The following is a 23343-nucleotide window of genomic DNA, read 5'->3' as shown; positions in this document are numbered from 1 at the left end:
GAACCATGACTGAACAGACGGTTTCACCGGACAACGAACCCTTGAACGACCTCGAGGCGAAGCTCGCCTCGGCCGAACAGCCGGACGCGAACCCGGTGGACGTCATCCTCGCTTTCCTGAACAACGAGGTCTACCTCGTCAGCTCGGAAGCTGTGGATGGCCCGGACTCCTCAGTGGAGCCCCTGGTGCTCTCCAACGCCGACGGCCAGCCCGTTCTGGCCGTATTCAGCCACCCGAGCCGCGTCGATGAGCGTTTCCTCGACGCAGCCCCGCACGTCCTTGGCACCATGGGGTCAGCGATCCTCGGCAACATCGGCGATGAACTGGGCATGGTCATCAACCCCGGAAGCGAATTCGGCTTCGAAATCGACCCCGAGGGCATCGCGAATATTCGCCGCGACTTCAAGCGCGCCGACGAAGCCGGGGAGTCCGCCGAATAGGGCCCGCCCAAGCTGTCGGTAACCATTCCGTCAGCGAAACGTCGTCGCCAAGTTGCTTCACGGGCTTCGAATCGGTGAATAATGGCAGAATGCGTCTTGGCGTTCTCGACATCGGGTCCAACACCGTCCACCTCTTACTGGTGGACGCTCATCCCGGCGCGCGTCCGGTAGCTTTCGCTTCCCACAAGCGCCCGCTTTCGCTGGTGCAGTACCTCGACGGGGATGGCAACATCAACGACGCCGGCCAGCACGAGCTCATCGAGTTCGTCCTGGAGGCCTGGGAGTTCGCGGCCAGCCACAAGGCGGAAGACCTCCTGGCTTTCTGTACCTCGGCCATTCGCGAAGCAACCAACGGCCCCGAGGTTCTGGCCCGCGTCAAGCACGAAACCACGGTGACCCTCCAGGAACTCACCGGCAGCGAAGAAGCCTCCATGACGTTCTTCGCCGTACGCCGCTGGTACGGATGGGGTGCAGGTCCCATCCTTGACCTGGACATCGGGGGCGGCTCCTTTGAAATGGCATACGGAACCGATGAACTCCCTGAGTACGCCACATCCGTTCCCCTGGGCGCCAGCCGTTTGACGCGGGACTGGCTCCACGACGATCCGCCTACCGCGAAGAGCGTGAAGGAACTGCGGCGCTACATCCGGTCAACGCTGAAACCGGTGGTCCGTGACTTCCACCAGTTGGGCCGGGCCAATCTGGTGGCCGGCACGTCCAAAACGTTCCGCTCCTTGGCACGGATCGCCGGCGCAGCGCCCAGCGCTGCCGGACCGTACGTGAAACGCGAGCTCCACGCAGCAGACCTGGGGCTGTGGGCACAACGGATTTCCGCCATGACGGTGGAAGACAGGTTGTACCTTCCCGGCGTCTCCGATGCCCGCGCCCGCCAGTTGTTGGCAGGCGCCCTGGTTGCCGAAGCGGCCCTTGAGCTCTTCGAGTTCCCCAAGATGGAGATTTGTCCCTGGGCCCTTCGCGAAGGACTGATCCTGCGCCGCCTGGACCAGTTGGTCTTTGAGGAAGCCCTGGATCCGGCGCCCCATGTGGGGAAGCGCAAGAAGGACAAGTCCAAGAAGAAGGCAGCCAAGGAAGCCGGCAAGGCTTCCGAGCAAGAAGAAGAGCCCCACCCGGGCTTCAAAGAATTCCCGGTCCCTGTCAACACACCGTCCCCAACACCCATCCCAGCCCCCGTGGCAGGCGGGCTGGCCTCCTGAGATGAGCAACGACGTCGAACCTGAAGTGAATGACCGCCAAATTCCCGTGGCACTGTCCAGCGCATCCGTGTACCCCCTGAGCGTCCACGACGCCTTCGCAGTGGCGCAGGACCTGGGCTATGAGGGTGTTGAGGTGATGGTCACCAACAATGCGGTGAGCCAGAACCCCGACGCCCTGGTCCAGCTCAGCCACCGGTATCACCAGGAGATCGTCTCCATCCACGCACCTACGCTGTTGTTGACCCAACAGGTGTGGGGTACGGCGTGGAACAAGATCGAGAAATCCTGCCAAATGGCCGCGGACGTCGGATGCGACACCGTGGTGGTCCACCCGCCGTTCCGCTGGCAGTCCAACTACGCGGAGAACTTCGTGGAGGGCGTCCGTGAAATCGCCGCGCGGTACCGGGTGCGCATCGCCGTGGAGAACATGTACCCGTGGCGGGTCCGTGGCCGGGAGGCCGTGGCGTACCTGCCGCACTGGGACCCCTTGGGCCAGGATTACGACGACGTCACGTGGGACTTCTCGCACGCCGCCACTGCCGGGGCCAACAGTCTGGAAGCCATCAAAGCACTCGGGAACAAGCTCCGGCACGTCCATCTCACCGACGGCTCAGGATCCGGCAAGGACGAACACTTGGTGCCCGGCACCGGAACGCAACAGTGCGCCGATGCCCTGCAGCACTTGGCAGCAACGGGGTTTGACGGCGTAGTCGTGGCCGAGATTTCAACCCGCAAGGCAAAGGTAGCGGGGGAGCGCGAGGAAATGCTCGCCGAAACCCTGCGTTTTGCCCGTCAGCACCTCAGCGTCCCGATGCTGCGAAGCGTAGACAACTAACCGCCGTCGAGCACCGCACGCGCTTGTTCGCCCGTCCCGCCGTTGAACGGTGTGTCAGGCGAACAAGCGCGGGTTTCGTGCGGTCCGCGCTGGTTAAATGCGAAAGCACCGGCGGCCGAATCGGGAAATGGGGGAAAACCCGCCCGGCCACCGGTGCTGCTGGCGGACATCCCCATGCCCGCCTTCATCACTCGCACCCTCAATGAGGTAACTACTAAGTTACGGACCAAGAATGAGTGCTGCCTGCAATAACCTTGGGAGCAAGCTGGGAATCTGGAATCCGTTAGACCCCGTCCAAGGCCAACTGCAATGATGGACCAATGAGCAACCGAATCGCATTCCTTGGCTGTGGATCCATGAACGAGGCAATCCTGGGGGGCCTGCTTGCCGCAGGGACGGACCCGTCAGACATCGTCGCCACTGTCCGCCGTGCAGAACGCGCCGATGAACTCGCGCAGCGCCACGGGGTTATGGCCATCGCAGGCGAGGAGGAGCCGGACAACAACAAGCTTGCCAGCAAGGGCTCCAGCATGGTCATCCTGGGCGTCAAGCCGGTGGGCATCCTGGACCTGGCGCGGGAGATCAGCCCCGCGCTGGGGAAAGACACAATTGTTGTCAGCGTCGCAGCGGCAGTGTCCATCGCCCAACTCGAAGCTGCGCTGCCCGACGGACAGCCGGTGATCCGCACCATGCCCAACACGCCTGCAAGGCTGGGCCGCGGCGTCATATCTGTCTCCCCGGGTACTCATTGCACGCCCGAGCAGCTCGAAAAGGCCAAGAAGGCGTTGGCTGGCGCCGGCACCGTGGTCCAGATTCCTGAAGAGCAGGTGGACGCGTTGTCGGCCATCAGCGGTTCCGGCCCGGCCTACGCGTTCTATCTGGCCGAGGCCATGGCTGCGGCCGGAGTGGAGCTGGGCTTGGACGAAGAGCTGTCCGTGATGCTTGCCCGTGAAACCGTTGCCGGCGCGGGCTTCATGCTGGCCGAACCGGGAGCAAACCCCTCGGCCCTCCGCATCGCCGTCACCAGCCCGAACGGCACCACCGAGCGGGCCATCGCGGCCTTCGACGACGGCGGCATCCCCAAGATCATTGCAGACGGCGCCCGCGCGGCAGCAGCCCGTGCGGCGGAGATCACCAAGCAGCTCGGCTGAGCTCCAAGAGACTACGGCCGCGCTGCGAAGCGCTCCAGCAGGTCCACGTGTCCGGACACGATCAACATGTCGTGGCCGGACACTTTGGTTTCCGGCCGGGCGTACGTGAAGTCCTCGCCCGGGGTTTTTACGCCCACGATCGTCACGCCATATTTTGAGCGCACCTTGGATTCCTCCAGGGTGAAGCCCACCGTTTCCTTGGGCGGGTACATCTTAACGATCGCGTAGTCGTCGTCGAACTCGATGAAGTCCAGCATTCGCCCGGACACCAAGTGGGCTGCGCGGACACCGGCGTCGGCCTCCGGGTAGATCACGTGGTTGGCGCCGATCCTTGTGAGGATTTTGCCGTGCGAGGGCGTGATGGCCTTGACCCAGAGGTGCTGGATGCCCAGGTCCACCAGGTTCACAGTGATGAGCACGGAGGACTCGATGGACGTACCAACACCCACCACCGCGGAGCTGAATTCCTGGGCGCCGAGCTGGCGGAGGGCATCGATGTTGGTGGCATCGGCTTCCACGACGTGGGTGAGCACAGGGGCCCATTTTTGGACCAGAGTGCGGTCGCGTTCTATAGCCAGGACTTCACGGCCCTGCTTGACCAGCTGCTCAGCGGTGGCGGATCCGAACCGGCCGAGGCCAATGACCAGCACTGGTGAGTTGTGGGCGGGGCGGTTGGCGGCCCCTGTGGTACTAGCCAATGATTGGCCTCTCTTCCGGGTAGTGGTACAGCTGGCTGCGCTGGCGCAGGGCCAACCCTGCCGCGAGGGTTACGGTGCCGACACGGCCGGCGAACATCAGTGCGGTGAGGACATAAACGCCCGACGGCGGCAGCTCGGCACTGAGGTTTGTGCTCAGTCCCACGGTGGCAAAGGCGGAGATGGATTCGAAGAGCACGCGGTCCAAGGATGCGCCGCTGATGGAGAGCAGTAGGAATGCCGCCACGGACACAAGGGTGGCTCCTGCGACGATCACCGAGATGGCAACGCGCATGGTGCCTTGTGGAATGGTGCGCCCGTAGACCTTCACGTCGGCGTCGCCGCGGGCTTCAGCCATGATGGCCAGGAACATGACGGCGATGGTGGTCACCTTGATGCCGCCCGCCGTGGACGCCGATCCGCCGCCTGCAAACATGAGGGCGTCGGTGAGGAGCATGGTGGTGGACTCCATGTGGTTTTGGTCCACCAGGTTGAAACCACCAGAGCGGGTCATGACTGAGGCGAACAGTGAATGGATCACTTTGTCGCCCATATCCATGTGGCCGATGGTCCGCACGTTGTCCCACTCCATCAAGGCCCACAGGACCGTGCCTGCTGCGAGCAGGATGAAGGAGACCTGGATGGTGAGCTTGGTGTGGAGGTTCCACTTTTTCCAGTTGAGCCCGTTCTGCTGGAGCACCATCACCACAGGGAAGCCGAGGCTGCCCAGAAAAACCCCCAGCATCAGGGGGATCAGGATCCAGAGGTCGGTTTCGTAGGGGACGATGCCATCTGAGTGTGGAGTGAATCCGGCGTTGTTGAACGAGGAAATCGCATAGAAGACGCCGTGCCATACGGATTGCCAGAAGTCTTCGCCGAGCAATATGAAGCGTGGAATCAGTGCCAGGGCCAGGGCTGCCTCAATGACCACCGACGTGACGATGACGATCCGTAGGAGCGTACCAACCTCGCCGAGCCTGCCCGCGTTGTTCATGGCTTCCTGCGCGATGAGCTTGCCGCGCACACCCAGCCGTTTGCTGACCATCAGGGCCAGCAGGGAAGCAAGGGTCAGGGTGCCGAGACCGCCAACGAAGATGCCCACGAGGATGACCAGCTGACCAAAGAAGGTCCAGTGTGTGGCTGTTGAAACTACTGTCAGTCCTGTGACACAGACTGCGGAGACGGCCGTGAACATGGACTGGTGCAGGGGCGTGACTGTGCCGGCCGTGGAAGCGGCGGGCAGGGACAACAACCCGGTGAAAATCAGGATCACCACGGCAAAGACGGTCAACGCCAGACGGGCAGGTGAGGTGTTGGCAATGTTGTCAACGAAGTCGCGCACGCGCGTAAAGATCCAGAGACCTTCCCGCTCCTGCTGGTTGGGTTGCCAGTTGGTCGGGCTCGTGGACCGCGACTGGCTTTGAGACATGGCGCTCTTCCTCGGTTGAACAAGCTTTCCTGAGTAGTAAACCACTATTCCTGCGGCGTAACCGGGCGGTAGGCTCCTCGGGGCTCAGGTAGCCTGTTCTGGATGAACTCACGGCTTGGAACAACAGCTTCCAGCATTACGCGGTCCGCACTGCCAACGACGGTGGTGTGGGATCCAGCCATGACTGCCTACAACTTTGGCCCGGGCCATCCCATGGCACCGCAGCGGCTTGAACTGACAGCCCGGCTGGCTGAATCGCTCGGCCTGTTTAACCACAACCATGTGGCCGTCGAGGCACCCGCGGTGGCTACCGACGTCGAACTTTTTTCCGTGCACAGCCGCGACTATGTGGAGGCCGTGCGCCGCGTCAGTGCGGACCCTTCAGCCCCCGAGGAGGAGCGCGGACTGGGAACCGAGGATGATCCCGCCTTTGCCGGAATGCACGAGGCCAGCGCCCGCCTCGCCGGGGGCTCGCTGCTGGCGGCTGAAACCATCCTTTCCGGCCAATCTGTCCGCGCCGTGAACTTCAGTGGCGGAATGCACCATGCAGCACGGGAGCGGGCCAGCGGCTTTTGTGTTTACAACGACGTCGCGCTGGCAATTCAAAAGCTGCTCGACGGCGGCGTGCAACGGGTGGTGAGCATCGACGTTGATGCCCACCACGGCGACGGCACGCAGAGTATTTTCTGGAACGACCCCCGCGTCATGACCATCAGCCTGCACGAAACGGGTCTCACCCTTTTCCCCGGGACCGGCTTTGCCAATGAAACCGGCGGGCCGGATGCCCCGGGAACAGCGGTCAACGTGGCACTGCCTGCCTTCACTGGCGACGCGGCCTGGTTGCGGGCTTTCCACGCGGTGGTCCCTCAGCTTGTGGGTGCGTTCCAGCCCGAAGTCATCGTCAGCCAGCACGGCTGCGACTCCCACCGGGACGATCCCCTGACGCACCTCAACCTCAGCGTTGATGGACAGCGTGAGGCGGCTTCCGCCGTCGCCGGCCTCGCCGCCCGCTACTGCGATAACCGCTGGATTGCTACCGGCGGAGGCGGCTATGACGTCACCGGTGTTGTGCCGCGTGCCTGGAGCCACCTGATCGGGATGGTGACGCAACGCCCGGTGCCGCTGAAAACACCCGTGCCGGAAGCATGGCGGAGCTACGTGAAGGAAACGTACGGCGTGTGGGCCCCGGAGTCGATGAGCGATGACGTGGACGTCTGGTGGCGCTCCTGGGAGGTGGGCTACAATCCCGCGGACGAGGTTGACCGGACCGTTATTGCCACCCGCAAAGAGATCTTTCCGCTCTATGGCCTGGATCCCTGGTTCGACTGACGTTTCGGTGTGTTCGACTGAATTCCCGGACCCGTAGCGCCACGAAACAGGGATGCCAATCGGCGTATATGTCGCTAGGGTGGGAGGCATGGTGACTGACGACGTATTTGCCGTCATAGCTGAGGCAACCAGGCGCGACATCCTGGTCTCCCTCCGCTCTGGGGATAAAGCTGTAGGCGAACTGGTGGAAGAACTGGCTGCGAGCCAGCCCACCATCTCCAAGCACTTGAAAGTGCTCCGTGAGGCTGATCTCGTCAGCATGCGCGCACAAGGCCAGAAGCGTTTCTACGCCCTGAATCCCAAGCCGCTCGCCGGCGTCGCCAGCTGGCTGGAAACGTTCGACGTCGGCACCCCGGCGCCCGTCGTCGTCGCACCTGCTGAGGCCCCTTCTGATACGGCGCCCGCTGCCGCCTCCGCCGCTCCAGCCGTCGATACCGCTCCGGAGGTCCCGGCTACCCGGGCGGACGCTGTGGGCCAGGCCGTCAAGGTTCATGCGAGCGGAAACCCCGTCTCGCTGGATCTGGCATCGGATGACACTGTTCCCCAGCAGATAGGCCGAACCGTGGGCCGGGCCGCCACTAAGGCCGCTGATCTTCTGGCCAATCTCCCGAACCTGCCCAACCTTCCCAAGTTCGGCCGTAAGCGATAGTCGGACTCGACCTAACGTGATCCTTCTCACATTGTGAGTTTTTGTTAATCTGCCGTTTCCTTGAGTTTTCAACGATTTCCTCCAGTTGTGTTAACTCCGCGATCCGGGTCACATTGCCTTCGGATGGAGATCCCACCTCCCTCGGTGCAACCATGAGCGGGACTGATCGTCTCGCCGCTGGCCGGCCCACTGAGGATAGGAAGACGCATGGATTCAAGGCTCGAAGCTGTCCGCGACACTGTGTTGGCGCGGAACCCGGGGGAGAAGGAATTCCACCAGGCCGTCACTGAGGTCTTTGAAAGCCTTGGCCCTGTTCACGACCGTCATCCTGAATTTCTTGAAGGCGCCGTGCTGGAACGCCTGTGCGAACCCGAGCGCCAAATCATCTTCCGTGTCCCCTGGACCGACGACGCCGGCCGCGTCCACGTAAACCGTGGATTCCGAGTGGAGTTCAACTCCGCACTCGGCCCGTACAAGGGCGGACTCCGCTTCCACCCCTCGGTGTACCTGGGGATCGTAAAGTTCCTTGGCTTCGAGCAGATCTTCAAGAACGCGCTCACCGGCATGCCCATCGGCGGCGGTAAGGGTGGCTCGGACTTCGATCCCCGCGGGCGTTCCGACGCCGAGATCATGCGCTTCTGCCAGTCCTTCATGACTGAGCTGTACCGCCACATCGGCGAGTACACTGACGTCCCGGCCGGCGACATCGGCGTGGGAGGCCGCGAAATCGGCTACCTCTTCGGCCAGTACAAGCGCATCACCAACCGCTATGAATCCGGCGTCCTCACGGGCAAAGGCATCTCGTGGGGCGGCTCCTTGGTTCGTCCCGAGGCCACCGGCTACGGCACCGTGATCTTCGCCCAGGAGATGCTCAAGACCCGCGGCCAGTCCTTCGATGGCCAGCGCGTCGTGGTCTCAGGTTCGGGCAATGTGGCCATCCACGCCATTGCCAAGGCGCAGTCCCTCGGTGCCACCGTGGTGGCTTGTTCCGACTCCGCCGGTTACATCGTGGACGAAGCCGGGATTGACGTCGCGCTTCTGAGCCAGATCAAGGAAGTGGAGCGCGGGCGTCTTACCGAGTACGCCGCACGCCGGCCGGGCGCCAGCCATGTTGCCGGTGGTTCGGTGTGGGACGTCAACGGCACCGTGGCGCTGCCGTGCGCAACGCAGAACGAACTCGACGGCGATGCTGCCGCCAAGCTAATCAGTAACGGCCTGATCGCCGTCGCTGAGGGCGCCAACATGCCCTCCACCCGTTCAGCTGTGTCAGTGTTCCAGGACGCCGGGATCCTGTTCGGACCGGGCAAGGCCGCCAACGCCGGTGGCGTTGCAACCTCCGCGCTGGAAATGCAGCAGAACGCCAGCCGCGACTCCTGGTCTTTTGAGCACACGGAACAGCGCCTTACGGAGATCATGGTGGGCATTCACGATCGCTGCGCCGCCACTGCCGATGAATACGGTGCACCCGGAAACTACGTGGTGGGCGCCAACATTGGCGGCTTCGTCAAGGTAGCCGACGCGATGCTCGCCCAGGGTCTGATCTAGCACTTTTACCCAACTGAGTAGCAGTAGAGGCCGTTTTGAGCGTTCAAAACGGCCTCTACTGCTACCTACATGGGTGCTGTTAGCGCTGGAGTAGCCGAACGTGGTCCGGGTTCAGGTCGGAGATCTTGCTGACACCCAGGAGCGCCATGGTGCGGGTCATGTCCTTCTCCAGGATTTGGATGGTGCGGTCTACGCCTTCGCGTCCTCCAGCCATGAGGCCGTAGAGGTAGGCGCGGCCGATCAGTGCGAAGTCGGCGCCCAAAGCCAGGGCAGCTACGATATCTGCGCCGCTCATGATGCCCGTGTCCAGCATGACTGCGGCCTTGCTGTTGTCCGCCTTCAGCGCTGCAGTAACTTCCGGGAGCAGGTGGAATGGGATGGGGGCGCGGTCCAGTTGGCGTCCGCCGTGGTTGGACAGGATGATGCCGTCGGCGCCGTGATCCACTACCTTGCGGGCGTCTTCCACAGTCTGGATGCCCTTGACCACCAGCTTGCCCTTCCAGGTTTCACGGAGCCAGTCGAGGTCCTCGTAGGTGAGGGTGGGGTCGAACATGGAGTTGATCAGGTCCGCCACGGTGCCGGTGTAACGCGAGAGGGAGGCGAACGTCAGGGGCTCGTGCGTGAGGAAGTTGAACCACCATGCCGGGCGGTAAGAGGCGTCCAGCACGGTCTTGATGGTCAGTGCCGGCGGGATGGTCATGCCGTTGCGGACATCGCGGAGGCGGGCGCCGGCAACTGCCGTGTCCACGGTGACCATGAGGGTATCGTTGCCGGCCTTGGCGGCACGCTCGATCAGTTCGAGCGAGCGGTCGCGGTCCGTCCACAGGTACAGCTGGAACCAGTTGCGGCCGTTCGGGGCGGCGGTGGCAACGTCCTCGATGGACGCGGTGCCCATGGTGGACAGGGTGTAGGGAATGCCCGCAGCTTCAGCGGCCTGCGAACCCGCGTACTCGCCCTCCGACTGCATCATGCGCGTGAAACCCGTGGGTGCGATGCCGAACGGGAGCCGTGATTCCTGGCCCAGGATGTCGGTGCGGAGATCGATTGTGGAGACATCGCGCAGAATGCCCGGGCGGAACTCGATGTCCTGGAAAGCCTGGCGTGCGCGGCGGAGGGTGATCTCTTCTTCGGCCGCACCGTCCGTGTAGTCGAAGGGTGCTTGCGGGGTGCGACGCTTGGCCATGTCCCGCAGTTCCCAGATGGTGCTGGCACGCTTCAGGCGGGCGGTTTTGCTGAACTCGGGCTTCTTGAACTGCATCAGCGGCGCCAGGTCCGAGACCTTGGGCACGCGGCGCTTCAGGGCCGGTGGCAGTACGACGGCGGGCTGCGGCTGGGGCGCCCGTGCCACGTTTTGATCGCTGCCGGCATTGGCGGGCGCGGCGGTGATCTTGGGGTCGAGGGTGTCGGTCATGCGGTTCTCCCTTGAATTCTGTGGTCCTGCCAGTGTGGTCTAACCACACTGTAAGCCATGTGGTTGGACCACATCAACTAGTATTCCGTTATGCGTACCCACGAGCTGGTCCTGCAATGGATCGAGAAGCAGCTGTCTGACGGAGACCTCACCTTGGGCGGACGGCTGCCGGGGGAGAGGGTCATGGCCGAACAACTTCAGGTTTCCCGGACCTCGGTGCGCGAGGCTGTGAGGATCCTTGAGGCCATGGGCGTGGTCCGTGCAGGCGTGGGCTCGGGCAAGGATGCTGGAACTGTGGTGATTGCCGAGCCCGGCTCTGCCCTGGGCTCCACCCTTCGGCTGCATGTGGCCACGCGCCACCTGCCTGTGGCCGACATCGTGGAGACCCGCGTGCTGCTGGAATCGTGGGCGGCAGAACGGGCTCACGTGGGCGTTCCGGCGCTGGAGGAAGCTGCGGAGCTGCTGGATCAGATGGATGCCGCCCCGGACATCGACACTTTCCTGGCCTTGGACGCACGCTTCCACGTTGCACTGGCCCAAGCGGCCGGCAACTCGGTGGTCAGTGCCATGATGGCCTCGCTGCGGGGTGCGATCGAAAACTATGCAGGTGAGCTGACGGGAAATCTTCCGGACTGGAGCGCCACATCCACCAGGCTTCGTGCTGAACACCGCGCCATACTCGCCGCGGTCAACAACAACGACGGCGCCGAGGCAGCTGAGCTTGTTGCCGCACACATCCAAGGCTTCTACAAAGAGGCGGGCGTCGGCTCAAACCCTCCGCCGAAGTGACAGTTGATGCCAATGTCCGCGCCGAACATTGTCATCAACTGTCAGCTCGCGGGCTCGAGGGCGGGGGCCGCGGTGCTTTTGCGGATCTCCACCCTGGGTGAGAATTCGTCCTGTGCCTGCGTGGTGGCCTCGCCTGCCTGCTGAATCTGTTCCCGCATCCTCCGCCAGGCCAGGCTTCCAAGCTCGTTGATGGGCACGGCCGCCGTGGTCAGCGGGGGAGTGGTGTACTTGGCGAACGGGATGTCATCGAATCCGGTCACTGAGATGTCCTCCGGGACGCGCACTCCGCGCTCATGCAGGCCGCTGAGCAGGCCCATGGCTACGAGGTCGTTGAATGCCAGGATCCCGGTTGCGCCGCTGGCGATGATGTCCTGGGTGGATTCGTGGCCCGAGTCGAAGTTGGAGCCGCCGTGGAGCATCTGAAGCTCGATTTCCGGGTGTTCCTTGCGGAATTGGTCCAGCCCCACCAGGCGTTGGCGGTTGGATGCACTGTGCTCGGGGCCGGAGAGGAATGCCAAGCGGCGGTGACCCAGGGTGACCAGGTGCTGTGCCAGTTCCTGGATGCCCTGCCCGTAGTCCACGCTGAGGCTCGGAGTGTTGGTGGCAATGGTGGTGCGGTTGATCAGCACCAGCGGGTGCAGGGTGGGCGCCAACTCCTCCAGTTCGGCATCGCTCATGCGGGGGGCGCAGAGCACCACGCCGTCACAGCGGCGTCGGGCCTCGCCCGCAAGGATGGCTTCCTCGCTGGTGACTTCCGAGGAATCGGCTATGAGGACGCGGTACCCGTCCTGGGCAGCGGCCATGCTGAGGCCGCGGAGGATCGCCTGGAACGTCGGGTTGGCCAAGTCCGGAACCACGATGCCGATGGTGTCTGTCTTGCCGAGCGCGAGGCTGCGCCCCACCGGGTTTGGCTGGTACTTCAGTTCAACGGCGGCGGCCCTAACGCGGGCGGCAATGCCCGGATCCACGGCGGCATTACCGTTCATGACGCGCGACACGGTGGCGTGCGAGACGCCCGCCTTCTCCGCGACATCGGCAATGCCGACCCGCCTGTTGGTGTTCCTGCGTGCCATGTGGCCCCTTCCCATTGCCTGCCTCCCGCATGCTCCGTCGTTGGAGCAGTGGTTGACGTGACCACCAGAGTCTTGATACAAAGCTTATAACGCTCTGAGAAAACGCTTTCTCATGATTCTTCCCATACGAAGCCGGGCCGTCAAGCGGTTCACTCCTGCCTTTCTGAAAGGGGCATCCAACATGGTCAACGTCGACTCAACCGAGACCCAGACCGAATCTGCCGCAACCACCGCCCAGCCCCAGGCCTCCAACCGGACCCGCATAGCCCTCATCGGAACCGGCGGCCGCTCGGAGATGTACATCCGGGCCATCTATGGACAGCATTCAGACGTCGCAGAACTTATTGCGCTTTCCGACGTCAACCAGGGCCGTGTGGACTTCTATCAGGACTTGATCAAGGAACTCGGCGGAACACAGCCGGTGGCTTCTTTCGAACCTGGCCAGCTCACCAGCTTCATCCAGGCCAATGACATCGAACGCGTCATTGTCACGACGCCCGACTACACCCACGCGGACTACATCGTTGAAGCGCTCGAGGCGGGTGCCGACGTCGTGGTTGAAAAGCCCCTGACTATCGACGTCGACGGCTGCCGCCGCATCACCGACGCCGTCGCAAAGACCGGCAGAAACGTGGTGGTGACGTTCAACTACCGCTACTCGCCGCGCAACACCGCGCTGAAGGAAGTCATCCAGAACGGCGTGATCGGCAAGGTTACGTCCATCGACTTCAGCTGGGTGCTGGATACGGTGCACGGCGCTGACTACTTCCGCCGCTGGCACCGTGAAAAGAAGAACTCAGGTGGCCTGCTCATCCACAAGGCTTCCCACCACTTCGACCTTGTCAACTGGTGGATCAACGACGTCCCGGAGCGCGTTTTCGCTTCCGGTGGCCTGCGGTTCTACGGCGACAAGAACGCTGCAGAGCGTGGCTTGGGTGCCCGTCCTGAGCGTGGCACCGTTGACGGCCTTGAGCACGATCCGTTCCGCTTGGACATGCGCGAAGACGAGCGCCTCAAGGCCTTGTACTACGACAATGAGAAGTTCGACGGCTACATCCGCGACCAGGATGTCTTCACGGAGGGCATCACCATCGAGGACAACCTTGCCCTCGTGGTGGACTATCAGGGCGGACCCACGCTGAGCTACTCGCTGAACGCCCACAGCCCGTGGGAAGGCTATCGCGTCACCGTCAACGGCACCGAAGGCCGTGCGGAACTCGAAGTGGTGGAGCGCGCCGCCGTCGAATCCAGCACCGACAAGAAAACTGTGGTGGACCCCAGCGCGACGCCCATCGAGGAAGAGGACGCCGTGCGCCGGAACGGCGAGCGCCTGGTGGTTCAGCGCCACTGGGAGGCTGCGTACGAAGTTCCCATCATCAACGGCGAAGGCGGCCACGGCGGCGGCGACAACCTGCTCCTTTCGGACCTGTTCAACGGCCCGGGCGTTGACCCGCTGGGCCGCCCCTCCGGCTACATCGACGGCCTCCGCTCTGTGTCGGTGGGTATCGCCGGAAACCAGTCCCTGGACACCGATCTTCCCGTCCGCATCAGTGAACTTGGCCTCGGCGCTGATCTCAGCCGCGGCCAGGCCTGACCGTTCACTACCTCAAGCAAGGAAAAGACCATGAGCAGGATTTTCGTCACCGGTGGTTCCGGCAGGCTCGGCCGCAGCGTTGTGGCCGGACTCGCGGAGGCAGGCCATAAGGTGATTTCGGTTGACCGCGACGCCATTCCGGCGGAGCTGTTGCCGGCCGGGGCCGAGCAGTTCACCGCAGATCTTTTGGCGCCGGGGGAGGCGGAGCGGCTCATCCGCGAAACAACGCCCGACGCCGTTATCCACCTCGCTGCTATCGCTGTGCCTTTCAGCGCACCCGAGGACGTCATTTTCAGCACGAACACTCGGCTCGCCTATGCCGTGGTCAGCGCGGCCACCGACGCCGGTGTCCCCAAGATCGTGACGGCAAGCAGCCCCACCGCCCTGGGCTATGGCTCACCGGCGGGGTGGCTGCCGCCGTCGTTCCCTTTGAACGAGCAGACGCCCCCCAAGCCGTGGAACGCCTACGCGCTGTCCAAGCTGATCGCGGAGCAGACCGTGCAGATGTTCGCTGCCGCTCAGGGCAACAAAATTCGGTACGCGGCGTTCCGTCCGTGCTACGTGATCTCCCCGGAGGAGTGGGAAGGGGCGCTGACGCAGCAAGGGCACACGGTGCGTGAGCGGTTGCAGGATCCGGCGCTTTCCGCTCCGGCGTTGTTCAACTACGTGGACGCGCGGGACGTAGCTGACTTCCTGGACGTGCTGCTGGAAAAGATGGACTCCATCCCCAACGGCGAGGTGTTCTTCGTGGGCGCGAAGGATGCTCTGGCCGCGGCGCCTTTGGCGGAACTGTTCCCGCGGTTCCTGCCTGGCAGCGGCCCCCTGACCGAGCACTTGACCGGCACCAGCCCGGCGTTCTCCATCGATAAGGCCCGGGAAATTCTGGGCTGGGAGCCTAAGCGCACGTGGCGCACCGAACTTACGCCGCCATTCGAGGGCGAAGACACAGCATCTGAAGAAGAAACCCAAGCAGCACTCAACGACGAGAACCACGCCGGGCTGGTCCCGGCTGGAGCAACCAAGGAGACACCATGAACTTCGACGGCGTACTGTTCTTCCCCGTCACTCCCTTCGCCGAAGACGGCACCGTAGATGTGGCGCTGCTAAAGGAGCACATCACCTCCCGGCTTCCGTTCGGTCCGGGCGGCGTGTTCCCCGCGTGCGGCACCGGCGAGTTCCACGCCCTGTCCATCGATGAGATCCGCACCGTGGTGACTGCCGCCGTCGAGGCCGTCGCGGGAGCCGTCCCGGTAGTTTCGGGTGCCGGGGGTCCTTTGGGTCACGCCATCGCGGCGGCCAAGGTTGCCGAGGAAGCCGGTGCGGACGCCCTCCTGGTGCTCCCGCCGTACCTGGTCACCGGCCCCACTGACGGTGTGGTGGCCTACGTCGAAGCCATTGCTGCCGCGAGCAGCCTGCCCGTGATCGTTTACCACCGTGGCACCGCGAAGTTCACAGCCGATGCCATCACACGCCTCACGGCCAACCCGAAGGTGGTTGGTTTCAAGGATGGAATCGGCGACGTTGGTTTGGCGCAGGAAATCGTGTCCGCCATCAACGCCAGCGGCCGCACCGACTTCGCACTCTTCAATGGCCTGCTGACGGCCGAACTGACCCAGGGTGCCTACCGTGGCCTCGGCATCCCGCTGTATTCCTCGGCAGCGTTCGCCATGGCTCCGGAGATCGCCAAGGCCTACTACGACGCCTACGTTTCCGGTGACGAGGAACGCCGCCACGCCTTGCTTGAAGGTTTTTATGCTCCGTTGGTCCGTCTTCGTGACCAGACGCCGGGCTTTGGCGTTTCCCTCATCAAGGCCGGGCTGCGGTTGGCCGGGCTCCCCGTAGGTTCGGTCCGGCCGCCTCTGGTGGACCCCACCGAGGAGCAGCTGCTGGAGCTCAAGTCCATCTTGGCCAAGGGCCACGAGCTGGCCGGCAGCTGATGCCGGCCCGCATTACGGGCCTCACCACCCGGCTGATCACGGTCCCGCTGCTGCGCAGCTGGGGTGCTGAGGCGCCCGAAAACCATGTGATTGTCACCGAACTGACCACGGACGACGGCGGCACGGGCCACGGCTTCTCGTGGACGCCCACCATTGGTCCCCACGCGGTGAAGGCCCTCCTGGATCACGACATCGCACCGTTCATCCTCGGATTGGAAGCGAACGCGGAGATCGTGTGGGACCAGCTCTGGAAGAGGCTTCACGAGGCCGGCGGTGGCGGCCTGACCACCATCGCGATGTCCGGTGTTGACCTTGCCCTCTGGGACCTGAAGGCCCGGCAAGCTGGTACATCCGTCACAGGACTCTTGGGTCAGCGCCAAGAATCAGTGGAGGTGTATGGCTCCGGCGTGAACCTGCACTACACCGTGGAACAGCTGGTGGAGCAGGCTCAGCGATGGGTTGCTGCAGGACACAACGCGGTGAAGATCAAAGTGGGCAAGCCCGAGCTTCGGGAAGACGCCGAACGAGTTGCCGCTGTCCGGCAGGTCATCGGCCCGGATCGGCTGCTCATGATCGACGCCAATCAACGCTGGGACCTCGCCCACACGTTCCGTGCCTTGGATGTTTTGGGGGAGTACGGACTGGAGTGGTTGGAAGAACCGATCCGCGCCGACGACCTCTGGGCCTACCGGCGCCTGCGCAAGCACTCGCCCGTGCCCATTGCTTTGGGTGAGAACGTCCACACCATCTACCGCTTCCGCGACTTCATCGAAGCCGAAGCCGTGGACATCATCCAGCCCAACATCGTTCGGGTGGGCGGCATTACGCCGTTCCGAAGGATCGTTGAGTTGGCTCGCGCCAACAGCATCAGGGTGGCGCCGCACCTGCTTCCGGAACTCTCGGGGCAGCTGGCGCTGACCCTGGCGGAAGCCGTGAGCGTGGAAGACGTGGAGGATGCCTCGTTCGAGCAGCTCGGAATCCTGGCCGGCCCCTCGCCGGTTCGGATCAGCAACAATACCGGCAGAAGCCTGCTCAGCAGCACAGGCCGTCAAGGGCTCGGCTTCGACTTTACCGGCAAGCAGTCCGCCCCAGGGAGTACCGCTTCTGAAAACTCCGCTTCTGAGAACAAAGGAAACCTCATTGAGTACAGCAACTCTTGACCTGACAGCCATCACGGCCGCCGCGACTCAAGCTGCAAAGGTGACCGCAGCAGCGTCCGACGCCGAGCGCGCAGCCTGGCTGACCGCCGTCGCCGACGCCCTGGACGCCAACGTGGCTGAACTGGTGGCCATTGCCGATTCCGAGACAAGCCTTGGCACCGTCCGGCTCACAGGCGAGGTAGCGCGGACCAGTGGACAGCTGCGGCTGTTCGCAAACGTCATCACGGAGGGCTCGTACCTTGAGGCCGTCATTGATCACGCCGACCCTTCCTCCACTCCGCCCAAGCCAGACCTGCGCCGCATCCTGCGACCGATCGGCCCCGTAGCCGTATTCTCGGCGTCGAACTTCCCGTTCGCGTTCTCCGTGGCAGGAGGCGATACCGCGTCCGCGCTGGCCGTTGGCTGCCCGGTGGTAGTCAAAGCACACTCGGGACACCTCCGCCTGTCCCAGCGGACCGCTGAGATTGTCAGCGAAGCCCTGGCCAAAGCCGGCGCCCCGGAGGGCACATTTGCGTTGGTCAGCGGCCGCGAGGCCGGCACGGCACTCGTTCAGGACCCCGCCATCAAGGCCGTGGGCTTCACCGGCTCCATCCCGGGCGGACGCGCATTGTTCGACCTCGCGTCGTCCCGCCCGGAACCCATCCCGTTCTACGGTGAGCTGGGCAGCTTGAACCCCGTGGTCATCACGGCGGACGCCCTCGCGGAACGCGGCCAGCAGCTCGCCGCGGGATTGGCCGGCTCGTTCACCATGGGCGCCGGACAGTTCTGCACCAAACCCGGGCTGGTGTTCATCCCGGCAGGCACGGACTTCGCATCGCACCTCGCCGAGGCCAGCAAGGACAAGCCAACGGCGGCCATGCTCACCGAGCGCATCGCGGAAGCCTATCCGGATGGGCTCCGTAACGTCGCAGACCAGCCGGGTGTCGCCGTCGTGAGTGGCACGGTGGAGCAGGACAGCCTGGCGGACGGCGCCGCGCCCGTGGTGTTTTCTACGAGTGCCGCGAACGTCCTGGAACGTCCCGAAGAACTCCTTGAGGAGTGCTTTGGTCCAACTACGCTGCTCATCGAGTATGCCAACCAGGACGAACTGTCCGCGGCCCTCGCGAAGGTTCCAGGCAGCCTCACGGGCACGGTGCACGCCCAGCCGGGTGAAGACGTGTCCGCCTTGGTGGAGCAACTTAGCGGCCTGGCCGGGCGGGTGCTGTTCGACGGCTGGCCCACTGGTGTTGCCGTGAACTGGGCACAGCAACACGGCGGTCCGTACCCGGCCACCACATCCCTGTTCACCTCCGTGGGTGCTACGGCGGTTCGCCGCTTCCAGCGCCCGGTGGCCTACCAGGACGCTCCGGAGACTGTGCTGCACCCGGCACTGCACGACGCCAACCCGCTGGGCATCCCGCGGCGCGTGGACGGCGTGCTGACGCTCGGCTAGCGCACCCAGCCGCACCCAACTGCGACTCAGCTGGGTAGGCATACACGAAAGGGGCGGGGTCACCATCACGGTGGCCCGCCCCTTTCGCGCTGGGTGCGAGAGTTACGGGCGCAGCGTCAGCGGACGACGGCGGCCGTCGACTTGGGTGGTCGGCCAGCGGTGGTCTGTGGTCAGGACGCGCAGGCCGGAATCCGTGAGCAGCACAGTGTCTTCGATCTTCACACCGGGCCCGGACGGGTTCCACGTGAAGGGTTGGTTGAGGACGATGGTGTCCGTGACCTCGGCAGTGACCCGGGGATCCCGCCCCGCATAACCGGCCGGTCCGCCCTGGTGGTGAAGCGTCCACTGGTCCTCGCCGAAGCCATGCCGGGCATAGGCCAGCTTAATCTCAGTGAAGACCTCGTTGAGCTTCGCACCGGGAACCGTGGCCCGGAAAATGTCCGCCTCAACAGCGGCGATGCGGGCCTCGGCGTCGAGCTCCTGGGGAGTGCCGGCGTCGAACGCTACCCAACGGGTCACATTGGCAACCAGCCCGTTGCGGCGGGCGCACACCACCGCCATGGCACGGCGGCCGATGGGGGAGTGAGTGGCCAGGGGGTGCCGGAAGGCGCTCCGGCCGGCCCCGTTGCAGAGCAGGACCAGCGGCTCGGCGCCCACCGCGACAATACGGGCAGCCAGCTCCGACACCAGCTGAAACTCCGTGGTTTCCGGGGTCGCAGCAGTGAGGACATCGGTCATGGCGTTCGCCGCGTCGGCGGATAGCGCTGCATAACGGGCTGCCTCGGCCGGCAAGAGTTGTTGCCGGGCCGCACGCAGTTCGGACGTGACGGCCGCTTCAACCAAGGGGTTGCCGTCCACTGCCAGGCCGGCCGCTGCCGCGTGCAACTGTCCATGCCATGGAACGGTGTCCAAACTGACGCCGTCCGGTAATTCTTCTGCGGTGATCCGTCCGGCCTCGTTGTTGAACGTGACCAGGTGGTCGCCGGAACGGTCCACCAGGAGGGCCGCGATGGGGTCACCGGCAAGGCTGATGTGCACGCGGCTGCCGTCCAGGTACCAGGTGAGGGCCGTGTTGGATGTCAGCAGGAGCGAATCGCGACCCGCAGCGTCCAGGATGTCCAGTACCCGCCGGCGCTTTACTGTCCGGTCGGCAACGTTGCCGGGTGCTGTCCGGGCTGTGGCGGGTGTTGTGAATTGAGTAGGCGTGGTCATGCCGTTTCCCCCAAAGTAGTCATGAGCTGTTCAATGTCTTGTGTTGCCAGGAAGCCGTCCGTGATGAGCACGGTCACCGACCTGTGGACAGGGTGTGCGGGGTCGGCGGCCACTGGGGCGTCCCACGCCAGCGATAGCCCGACGCCGGGATAACCCGAATGCCGCACGAACCACGGGTCCGGGGCTTGCGGTGACGCGAGGAAGACGAGTGTTGCGGGGTGTCCCAGCCCGGGGTCGCCGGTGACATGTGCGGCGCCCGAGGTTCCGGCGTCGAACGTCCCGGACCATGCCAGCCACGGCGCCACGCTGCCGTGCACGGCGTCCTCGCCGCGCGCGTCCGGGGTCCAGATGGTGGCGTCGCTGACTTTGGGCAAGCGCCAGAAGAAGCCGCCGTAACCGCCCAGCGGACGCCCGTTGGAACCGGGGCTGCCCAGCAGCACGGTGCGTCCGGTGGCGGACTCCAGCGTAAAGTCCAGCGTCAGTTTCCATGCGGAATGTCCGACGGCAGCCCAGCCCCACTCGCGCTGCTCGCGGAGGACAGGTGTTCCGTCCGGTGCCAGCCAGCTCAGCTGTTCCCGCCGCTGACCGTCAGAGTGCTCCGCGGATTCGGTGACGATTCGGCCGTGGTCCTTGCGCCAAACATAGGCCCCGGCCTCGCGGGTGAAGGTCCGCCCACCCCAAAAGTTGATGCCGTCCACGTCCTGGAGGGCGACGCCAGCTCCGAGGTGCCACACGTGGTCCTCAGGGACGTGATCGGTGACCACAGTGCCTGCAAGGGTGCGCACGGGGTGGAGGTAGGGCCGCGGCGACGACGTTGCCCGGATGTGGTTTCCGTCCTGGAGGGTAGCGACGGGTACACCGTGAATGTCCAGGGTGGGTCCGCCGGATGCAGTCCAGGGCGCTCCGAGCTCCGCGAACGTGGCTTGGCCCAGCGCTGCACGTTTGATCAGGGATTCGATGCCGTGGACCACGGGATGGGCCGAGTCTCCCTCGCCCTCCCATGTGACGAAGTCAGGGTGGATCGGCCGGGGCGAGTCGGCTGTGCGAATGGCTTCAAGCACGGACACGTAAGCGCCGGCACCACTCAGCGGGCTGAGCAGATCCTCTTCCGTGCGGGCAGCAATCAGGTTCTCCAACAAGTCTGTTCGCCCGAAAGTCTCGCTTCGCGTCCCGTCCGGGGTTGTGATCTCCAGACGGTCCTCGGTGTAGAAAAGGGTGAGTTGCCCCCGTGTCCCGTAGACCGTGACTGACGGCGCGGACTGCACAGGCGCGCAGAGCGTCAGGGCGCAGGTCAGCACAATACCTCCCGCGGTCCGGACCCTCACCACGGACGTGTCGTCACTCTCGGTGTCGTTGGCCCGGTAAAGGTCGGTATCCACGGATTCAACGTCCGCCACGGTCCGGGCACCGGCAAGCCGCAGCCCGGTTGCCACAGCGTGCGCCAAGGCGTTGGTGGCTACCCCGTCCACCACATCTGTCCCATTGAGGCTGCGTTTGCCGGCCCAACGGGAGCGCTTGAAGTACGCCTTGTTCCGCAGCCACAGCCCAGTGGCGCTGATGCCGCGGACGTCTCCGATGTCGCCGGATGCCACCAGAGCCTCTATTGCGGGAAGGGCCCCTGAACCCAGGCTCTGGAAGCCCACCTGCACTAACCGGCCCGCGCTCGCGGCCGCCGCCATGAGGTCCTCGTATTGCGCCATGGACGCCACCGGCGGCTTTTCCAGGTAGACGTTGGACCCGGCTTTGAGGGCGGCGAGGGCAAGCGGCGCATGAGTTTGAATGGGTGTGGAGACGATGACGACATCCGGGGCGGTTCCCGCAGCCAGGAGCTCGTCGAGGGAAGCGAAGACCTCCACGTCGGAGCCGAGCGTCCCGCCCGCCGGGGGTTGTGGATCGGCCACCGCCACCAGTTCGAGGGCGCCGTCAGCACTGAGGCGGGCAAGGTTTTGGAGGTGTCGTTCGCCGAAACCGTGCACGCCAACCAGTGCGATGCGGGGGAGCCGGGCGTTGCCTTCCGCTGTGGTGGCGATCGAGGGTTGTGTCATGAGGCTGTCCTAGCGGGAGCAGGTGCGGGGGTACTGGTAGCTGGACGGGACTGCAGGGCGGCGGTGAGGAAGGCCGCTGCCTCGTCCTGCATGGCTGGGGTGAAAACGTGGGGCTCCTGCCAGAAGCTCCCGGTGTAGCGGGCAGGCAGGCGCTCCAGGAGGCGGTTGTGGGCATCACGCATTCCCTGTTCGGGGAAAAGCTGGTCCGCCAGGCCGTACTGAACCAGGACCTTGGCTCTGGAACGCGCGGCCAGGTCCGGCCAATCCCCCAGCTTGGCCAGCCCGGGGGTGTGCAGCAACCAAGAGTGTGCGTCCAGGTAGGCGGGCAGGAGCGACGCGAAGGTAGTCATCATGCACGTCACCACGTAACTGCGGATCAGCGGGCTCAGGGCAGCGAGCACCAGCGCCCGACCACCGCCGCCGGAGAAGCCCAAGCAACCGAGCCGATCCGCATCCACGCCCGGCAGCGAGGCAAGGATGCCCAAGGCTGCGAGGTCGTCATGCGCCACGGTCCCGGCAACGGTGGTCCCCATCAGCGTTGCGGCTTTCGCCACGGTTTCTTCGTGGGCGGCAGCCGCTGCGTTGTACTGTTCCGCCGCGGAAGGTTCGACGCCGGCCTCCCGCCAGAGTGCCTGCTGGCCGCTGACTGCGTTGGCAGCCCGCCAGGGAAGGGGTTCGAGTCCGAAGCTTCGGCTACCCCACATGAAAGCGTCGTGCGTAAGGACGGCGAAACCCTGCTGAGCCAACCATGTGGCGAGTGCCCGGCCGCCATAGAGCTTTGCCCTGACATCGAGGGGCGGCAACGCATGCGACGCAGAACCGGAGGCGACCGCCGAGGAGGTCACGTCGTCGCGGTTTTCCAGGCTACGGGGGAACGACACCAGCCGCTGGGCGCCATAGGCCTTGATGCCGCCGTGGCAGTGCAGGGCGAGCAACCCCGGCAGCGGACCGGTAACGCCGGCTGGACGCACCAACCATGCGGATGTCTTCGGCCCGAAACCCAACTGCCAGGACAAGTGCGTGGTGATGACGCCGTCGTGCTCATTTTCTGAGTGGACGGTGTACGGAAGCTCGCTTATTACGGCAGGAACTCCGAGTGTGTCAGCAAGCTGCTGGGCGTCCGCGGACTCAGCCACGTGGCGTCGTCCCACGTAGCAGGGCCAGTCCTCGTACCTGGCCAGCGCACTGGGCCGGGAGGACGAATCTGCCATGTCAGCCCCGCTCATGGCAGGCGTAGTCGGTGGGAAACAATAGTGTCCTGCCTTATCGATGCGGGAGGGTGTGCGGTAGCGCACGCCGGGCTTCTTCAGCGTGGGGAAATCGATGTGGGCGGTTTCGCAAGAAAACGCTTTCTCAAAAATTAGCAAAAGGCTGTACAAGGGTCAAGAAAACGTTTACTTTGA

General features: G+C 64.4%; 20 protein-coding genes. 13 read left to right on the top strand and 7 right to left on the bottom strand.

The genetic code is table 11. The features are described 5' to 3' along the window. Window positions 1-5: 5 nt before the first annotated feature. From AC1RJY_RS16810 to proC, 4 genes are all read left to right on the top strand, one after another. Entirely contained in the window at window positions 6-440 is a 435-nt protein-coding gene (locus tag AC1RJY_RS16810) for an SseB family protein (protein WP_011775955.1), read from the top strand. An 89-nt stretch (window positions 441-529) separates the two neighbouring features. After that, window positions 530-1654: a Ppx/GppA phosphatase family protein gene (locus AC1RJY_RS16805; protein ID WP_043806300.1), complete on the top strand. Its 1125-nt coding sequence runs from the start codon at window positions 530-532 to the stop codon at window positions 1652-1654. A 1-nt stretch (window position 1655) separates the two neighbouring features. After that, a complete protein-coding gene (locus tag AC1RJY_RS16800) occupies window positions 1656-2489 on the top strand; it encodes a sugar phosphate isomerase/epimerase family protein (RefSeq protein ID WP_011775953.1) in 834 nt (277 codons plus the stop codon). 320 nt (window positions 2490-2809) lie between these two features. Continuing rightward, window positions 2810-3640, top strand: a complete 831-nt coding sequence (proC, locus tag AC1RJY_RS16795; protein WP_011775952.1) for a pyrroline-5-carboxylate reductase — start codon at window positions 2810-2812, stop codon at window positions 3638-3640. Between the two features lie 11 nt (window positions 3641-3651). Here proC and AC1RJY_RS16790 read toward each other — a convergent pair whose 3' ends face one another. Next, window positions 3652-4290 carry a potassium channel family protein gene (locus AC1RJY_RS16790; RefSeq protein WP_011775951.1) on the bottom strand — a complete coding sequence of 213 codons (639 nt, stop codon included), beginning with the start codon at window positions 4288-4290 and terminating at the stop codon, window positions 3652-3654. Between the two features lie 40 nt (window positions 4291-4330). Continuing rightward, on the bottom strand, window positions 4331-5764 hold the full coding sequence (locus tag AC1RJY_RS16785; protein ID WP_011775950.1) for a TrkH family potassium uptake protein: 1434 nt from the start codon (window positions 5762-5764) through the stop codon (window positions 4331-4333). 102 nt (window positions 5765-5866) lie between these two features. Between AC1RJY_RS16785 and AC1RJY_RS16780 the strand changes: the two genes are divergently transcribed. The 3 genes from AC1RJY_RS16780 (at window position 5867) to gdhA (ending at window position 9287) form a co-directional block, all read left to right on the top strand. Beyond that, complete coding sequence (locus AC1RJY_RS16780; RefSeq protein ID WP_014922666.1) at window positions 5867-7093, top strand: acetoin utilization protein AcuC; 1227 nt, start codon at window positions 5867-5869, stop codon at window positions 7091-7093. 88 nt (window positions 7094-7181) lie between these two features. Next, complete coding sequence (locus AC1RJY_RS16775; RefSeq protein WP_011775948.1) at window positions 7182-7742, top strand: ArsR/SmtB family transcription factor; 561 nt, start codon at window positions 7182-7184, stop codon at window positions 7740-7742. A gap of 207 nt (window positions 7743-7949) precedes the next feature. Continuing rightward, window positions 7950-9287: an NADP-specific glutamate dehydrogenase gene (gene gdhA, locus AC1RJY_RS16770; protein ID WP_011775947.1), complete on the top strand. Its 1338-nt coding sequence runs from the start codon at window positions 7950-7952 to the stop codon at window positions 9285-9287. A 79-nt stretch (window positions 9288-9366) separates the two neighbouring features. On the opposite strand, the gene AC1RJY_RS16765 is transcribed toward gdhA, so the two are convergent. After that, the gene (locus tag AC1RJY_RS16765; protein WP_498602773.1) at window positions 9367-10698 is read right to left on the bottom strand and encodes an alpha-hydroxy acid oxidase; all 1332 of its coding nucleotides are present in this window, start codon (window positions 10696-10698) and stop codon (window positions 9367-9369) included. A 90-nt stretch (window positions 10699-10788) separates the two neighbouring features. Here AC1RJY_RS16765 and AC1RJY_RS16760 point away from each other — a divergent pair, with 90 nt between their 5' ends. Then, window positions 10789-11487, top strand: a complete 699-nt coding sequence (locus AC1RJY_RS16760; RefSeq protein WP_011775945.1) for a FadR/GntR family transcriptional regulator — start codon at window positions 10789-10791, stop codon at window positions 11485-11487. 41 nt (window positions 11488-11528) lie between these two features. Here the strand turns inward: AC1RJY_RS16760 and AC1RJY_RS16755 are convergent, their stop codons facing one another. Further along, window positions 11529-12560 carry a LacI family DNA-binding transcriptional regulator gene (locus tag AC1RJY_RS16755; protein ID WP_011775944.1) on the bottom strand — a complete coding sequence of 344 codons (1032 nt, stop codon included), beginning with the start codon at window positions 12558-12560 and terminating at the stop codon, window positions 11529-11531. A gap of 181 nt (window positions 12561-12741) precedes the next feature. Here AC1RJY_RS16755 and AC1RJY_RS16750 point away from each other — a divergent pair, with 181 nt between their 5' ends. Genes AC1RJY_RS16750 through AC1RJY_RS16730 form a run of 5 tightly spaced genes read left to right on the top strand, consistent with a single transcriptional unit; the run spans window position 12742 to window position 18683 of the window. Continuing rightward, window positions 12742-14154: a Gfo/Idh/MocA family protein gene (locus AC1RJY_RS16750; RefSeq protein WP_498602772.1), complete on the top strand. Its 1413-nt coding sequence runs from the start codon at window positions 12742-12744 to the stop codon at window positions 14152-14154. Between the two features lie 30 nt (window positions 14155-14184). Beyond that, window positions 14185-15189 carry an NAD-dependent epimerase/dehydratase family protein gene (locus AC1RJY_RS16745; protein WP_498602771.1) on the top strand — a complete coding sequence of 335 codons (1005 nt, stop codon included), beginning with the start codon at window positions 14185-14187 and terminating at the stop codon, window positions 15187-15189. Beyond that, window positions 15186-16091 (top strand): 5-dehydro-4-deoxyglucarate dehydratase, encoded by a 906-nt coding sequence (locus tag AC1RJY_RS16740; protein ID WP_011775941.1) that lies wholly within the window; start codon window positions 15186-15188, stop codon window positions 16089-16091. Before AC1RJY_RS16745 ends, AC1RJY_RS16740 begins: the two co-directional genes overlap by 4 nt. Then, window positions 16091-17251 carry a mandelate racemase/muconate lactonizing enzyme family protein gene (locus tag AC1RJY_RS16735; RefSeq protein ID WP_498602770.1) on the top strand — a complete coding sequence of 387 codons (1161 nt, stop codon included), beginning with the start codon at window positions 16091-16093 and terminating at the stop codon, window positions 17249-17251. Before AC1RJY_RS16740 ends, AC1RJY_RS16735 begins: the two co-directional genes overlap by 1 nt. Next, window positions 17232-18683, top strand: a complete 1452-nt coding sequence (locus AC1RJY_RS16730) for an aldehyde dehydrogenase (NADP(+)) (protein ID WP_498602769.1) — start codon at window positions 17232-17234, stop codon at window positions 18681-18683. The genes AC1RJY_RS16735 and AC1RJY_RS16730 overlap by 20 nt, the downstream gene beginning before the upstream one ends. Window positions 18684-18785: 102 nt before the next feature. Here AC1RJY_RS16730 and AC1RJY_RS16725 read toward each other — a convergent pair whose 3' ends face one another. The 3 genes from AC1RJY_RS16725 to AC1RJY_RS16715 are packed head-to-tail and all read right to left on the bottom strand — an operon-like array spanning window position 18786 to window position 23319. Beyond that, window positions 18786-19895 carry a M24 family metallopeptidase gene (locus AC1RJY_RS16725; RefSeq protein WP_498602768.1) on the bottom strand — a complete coding sequence of 370 codons (1110 nt, stop codon included), beginning with the start codon at window positions 19893-19895 and terminating at the stop codon, window positions 18786-18788. Continuing rightward, window positions 19892-21940, bottom strand: a complete 2049-nt coding sequence (locus AC1RJY_RS16720) for a DUF6807 family protein (RefSeq protein ID WP_498602767.1) — start codon at window positions 21938-21940, stop codon at window positions 19892-19894. Before AC1RJY_RS16720 ends, AC1RJY_RS16725 begins: the two co-directional genes overlap by 4 nt. Then, entirely contained in the window at window positions 21937-23319 is a 1383-nt protein-coding gene (locus tag AC1RJY_RS16715; protein ID WP_498602766.1) for an acetylxylan esterase, read from the bottom strand. The genes AC1RJY_RS16720 and AC1RJY_RS16715 overlap by 4 nt, the downstream gene beginning before the upstream one ends. Between the last annotated feature and the right edge of the window lie 24 nt (window positions 23320-23343).

This window comes from Arthrobacter sp. GW822-FHT05G07 (assembly GCF_058799755.1).
Note: the sequence above shows the minus strand (reverse complement) of the source record. Positions and strands in the feature narration are given on the sequence as shown.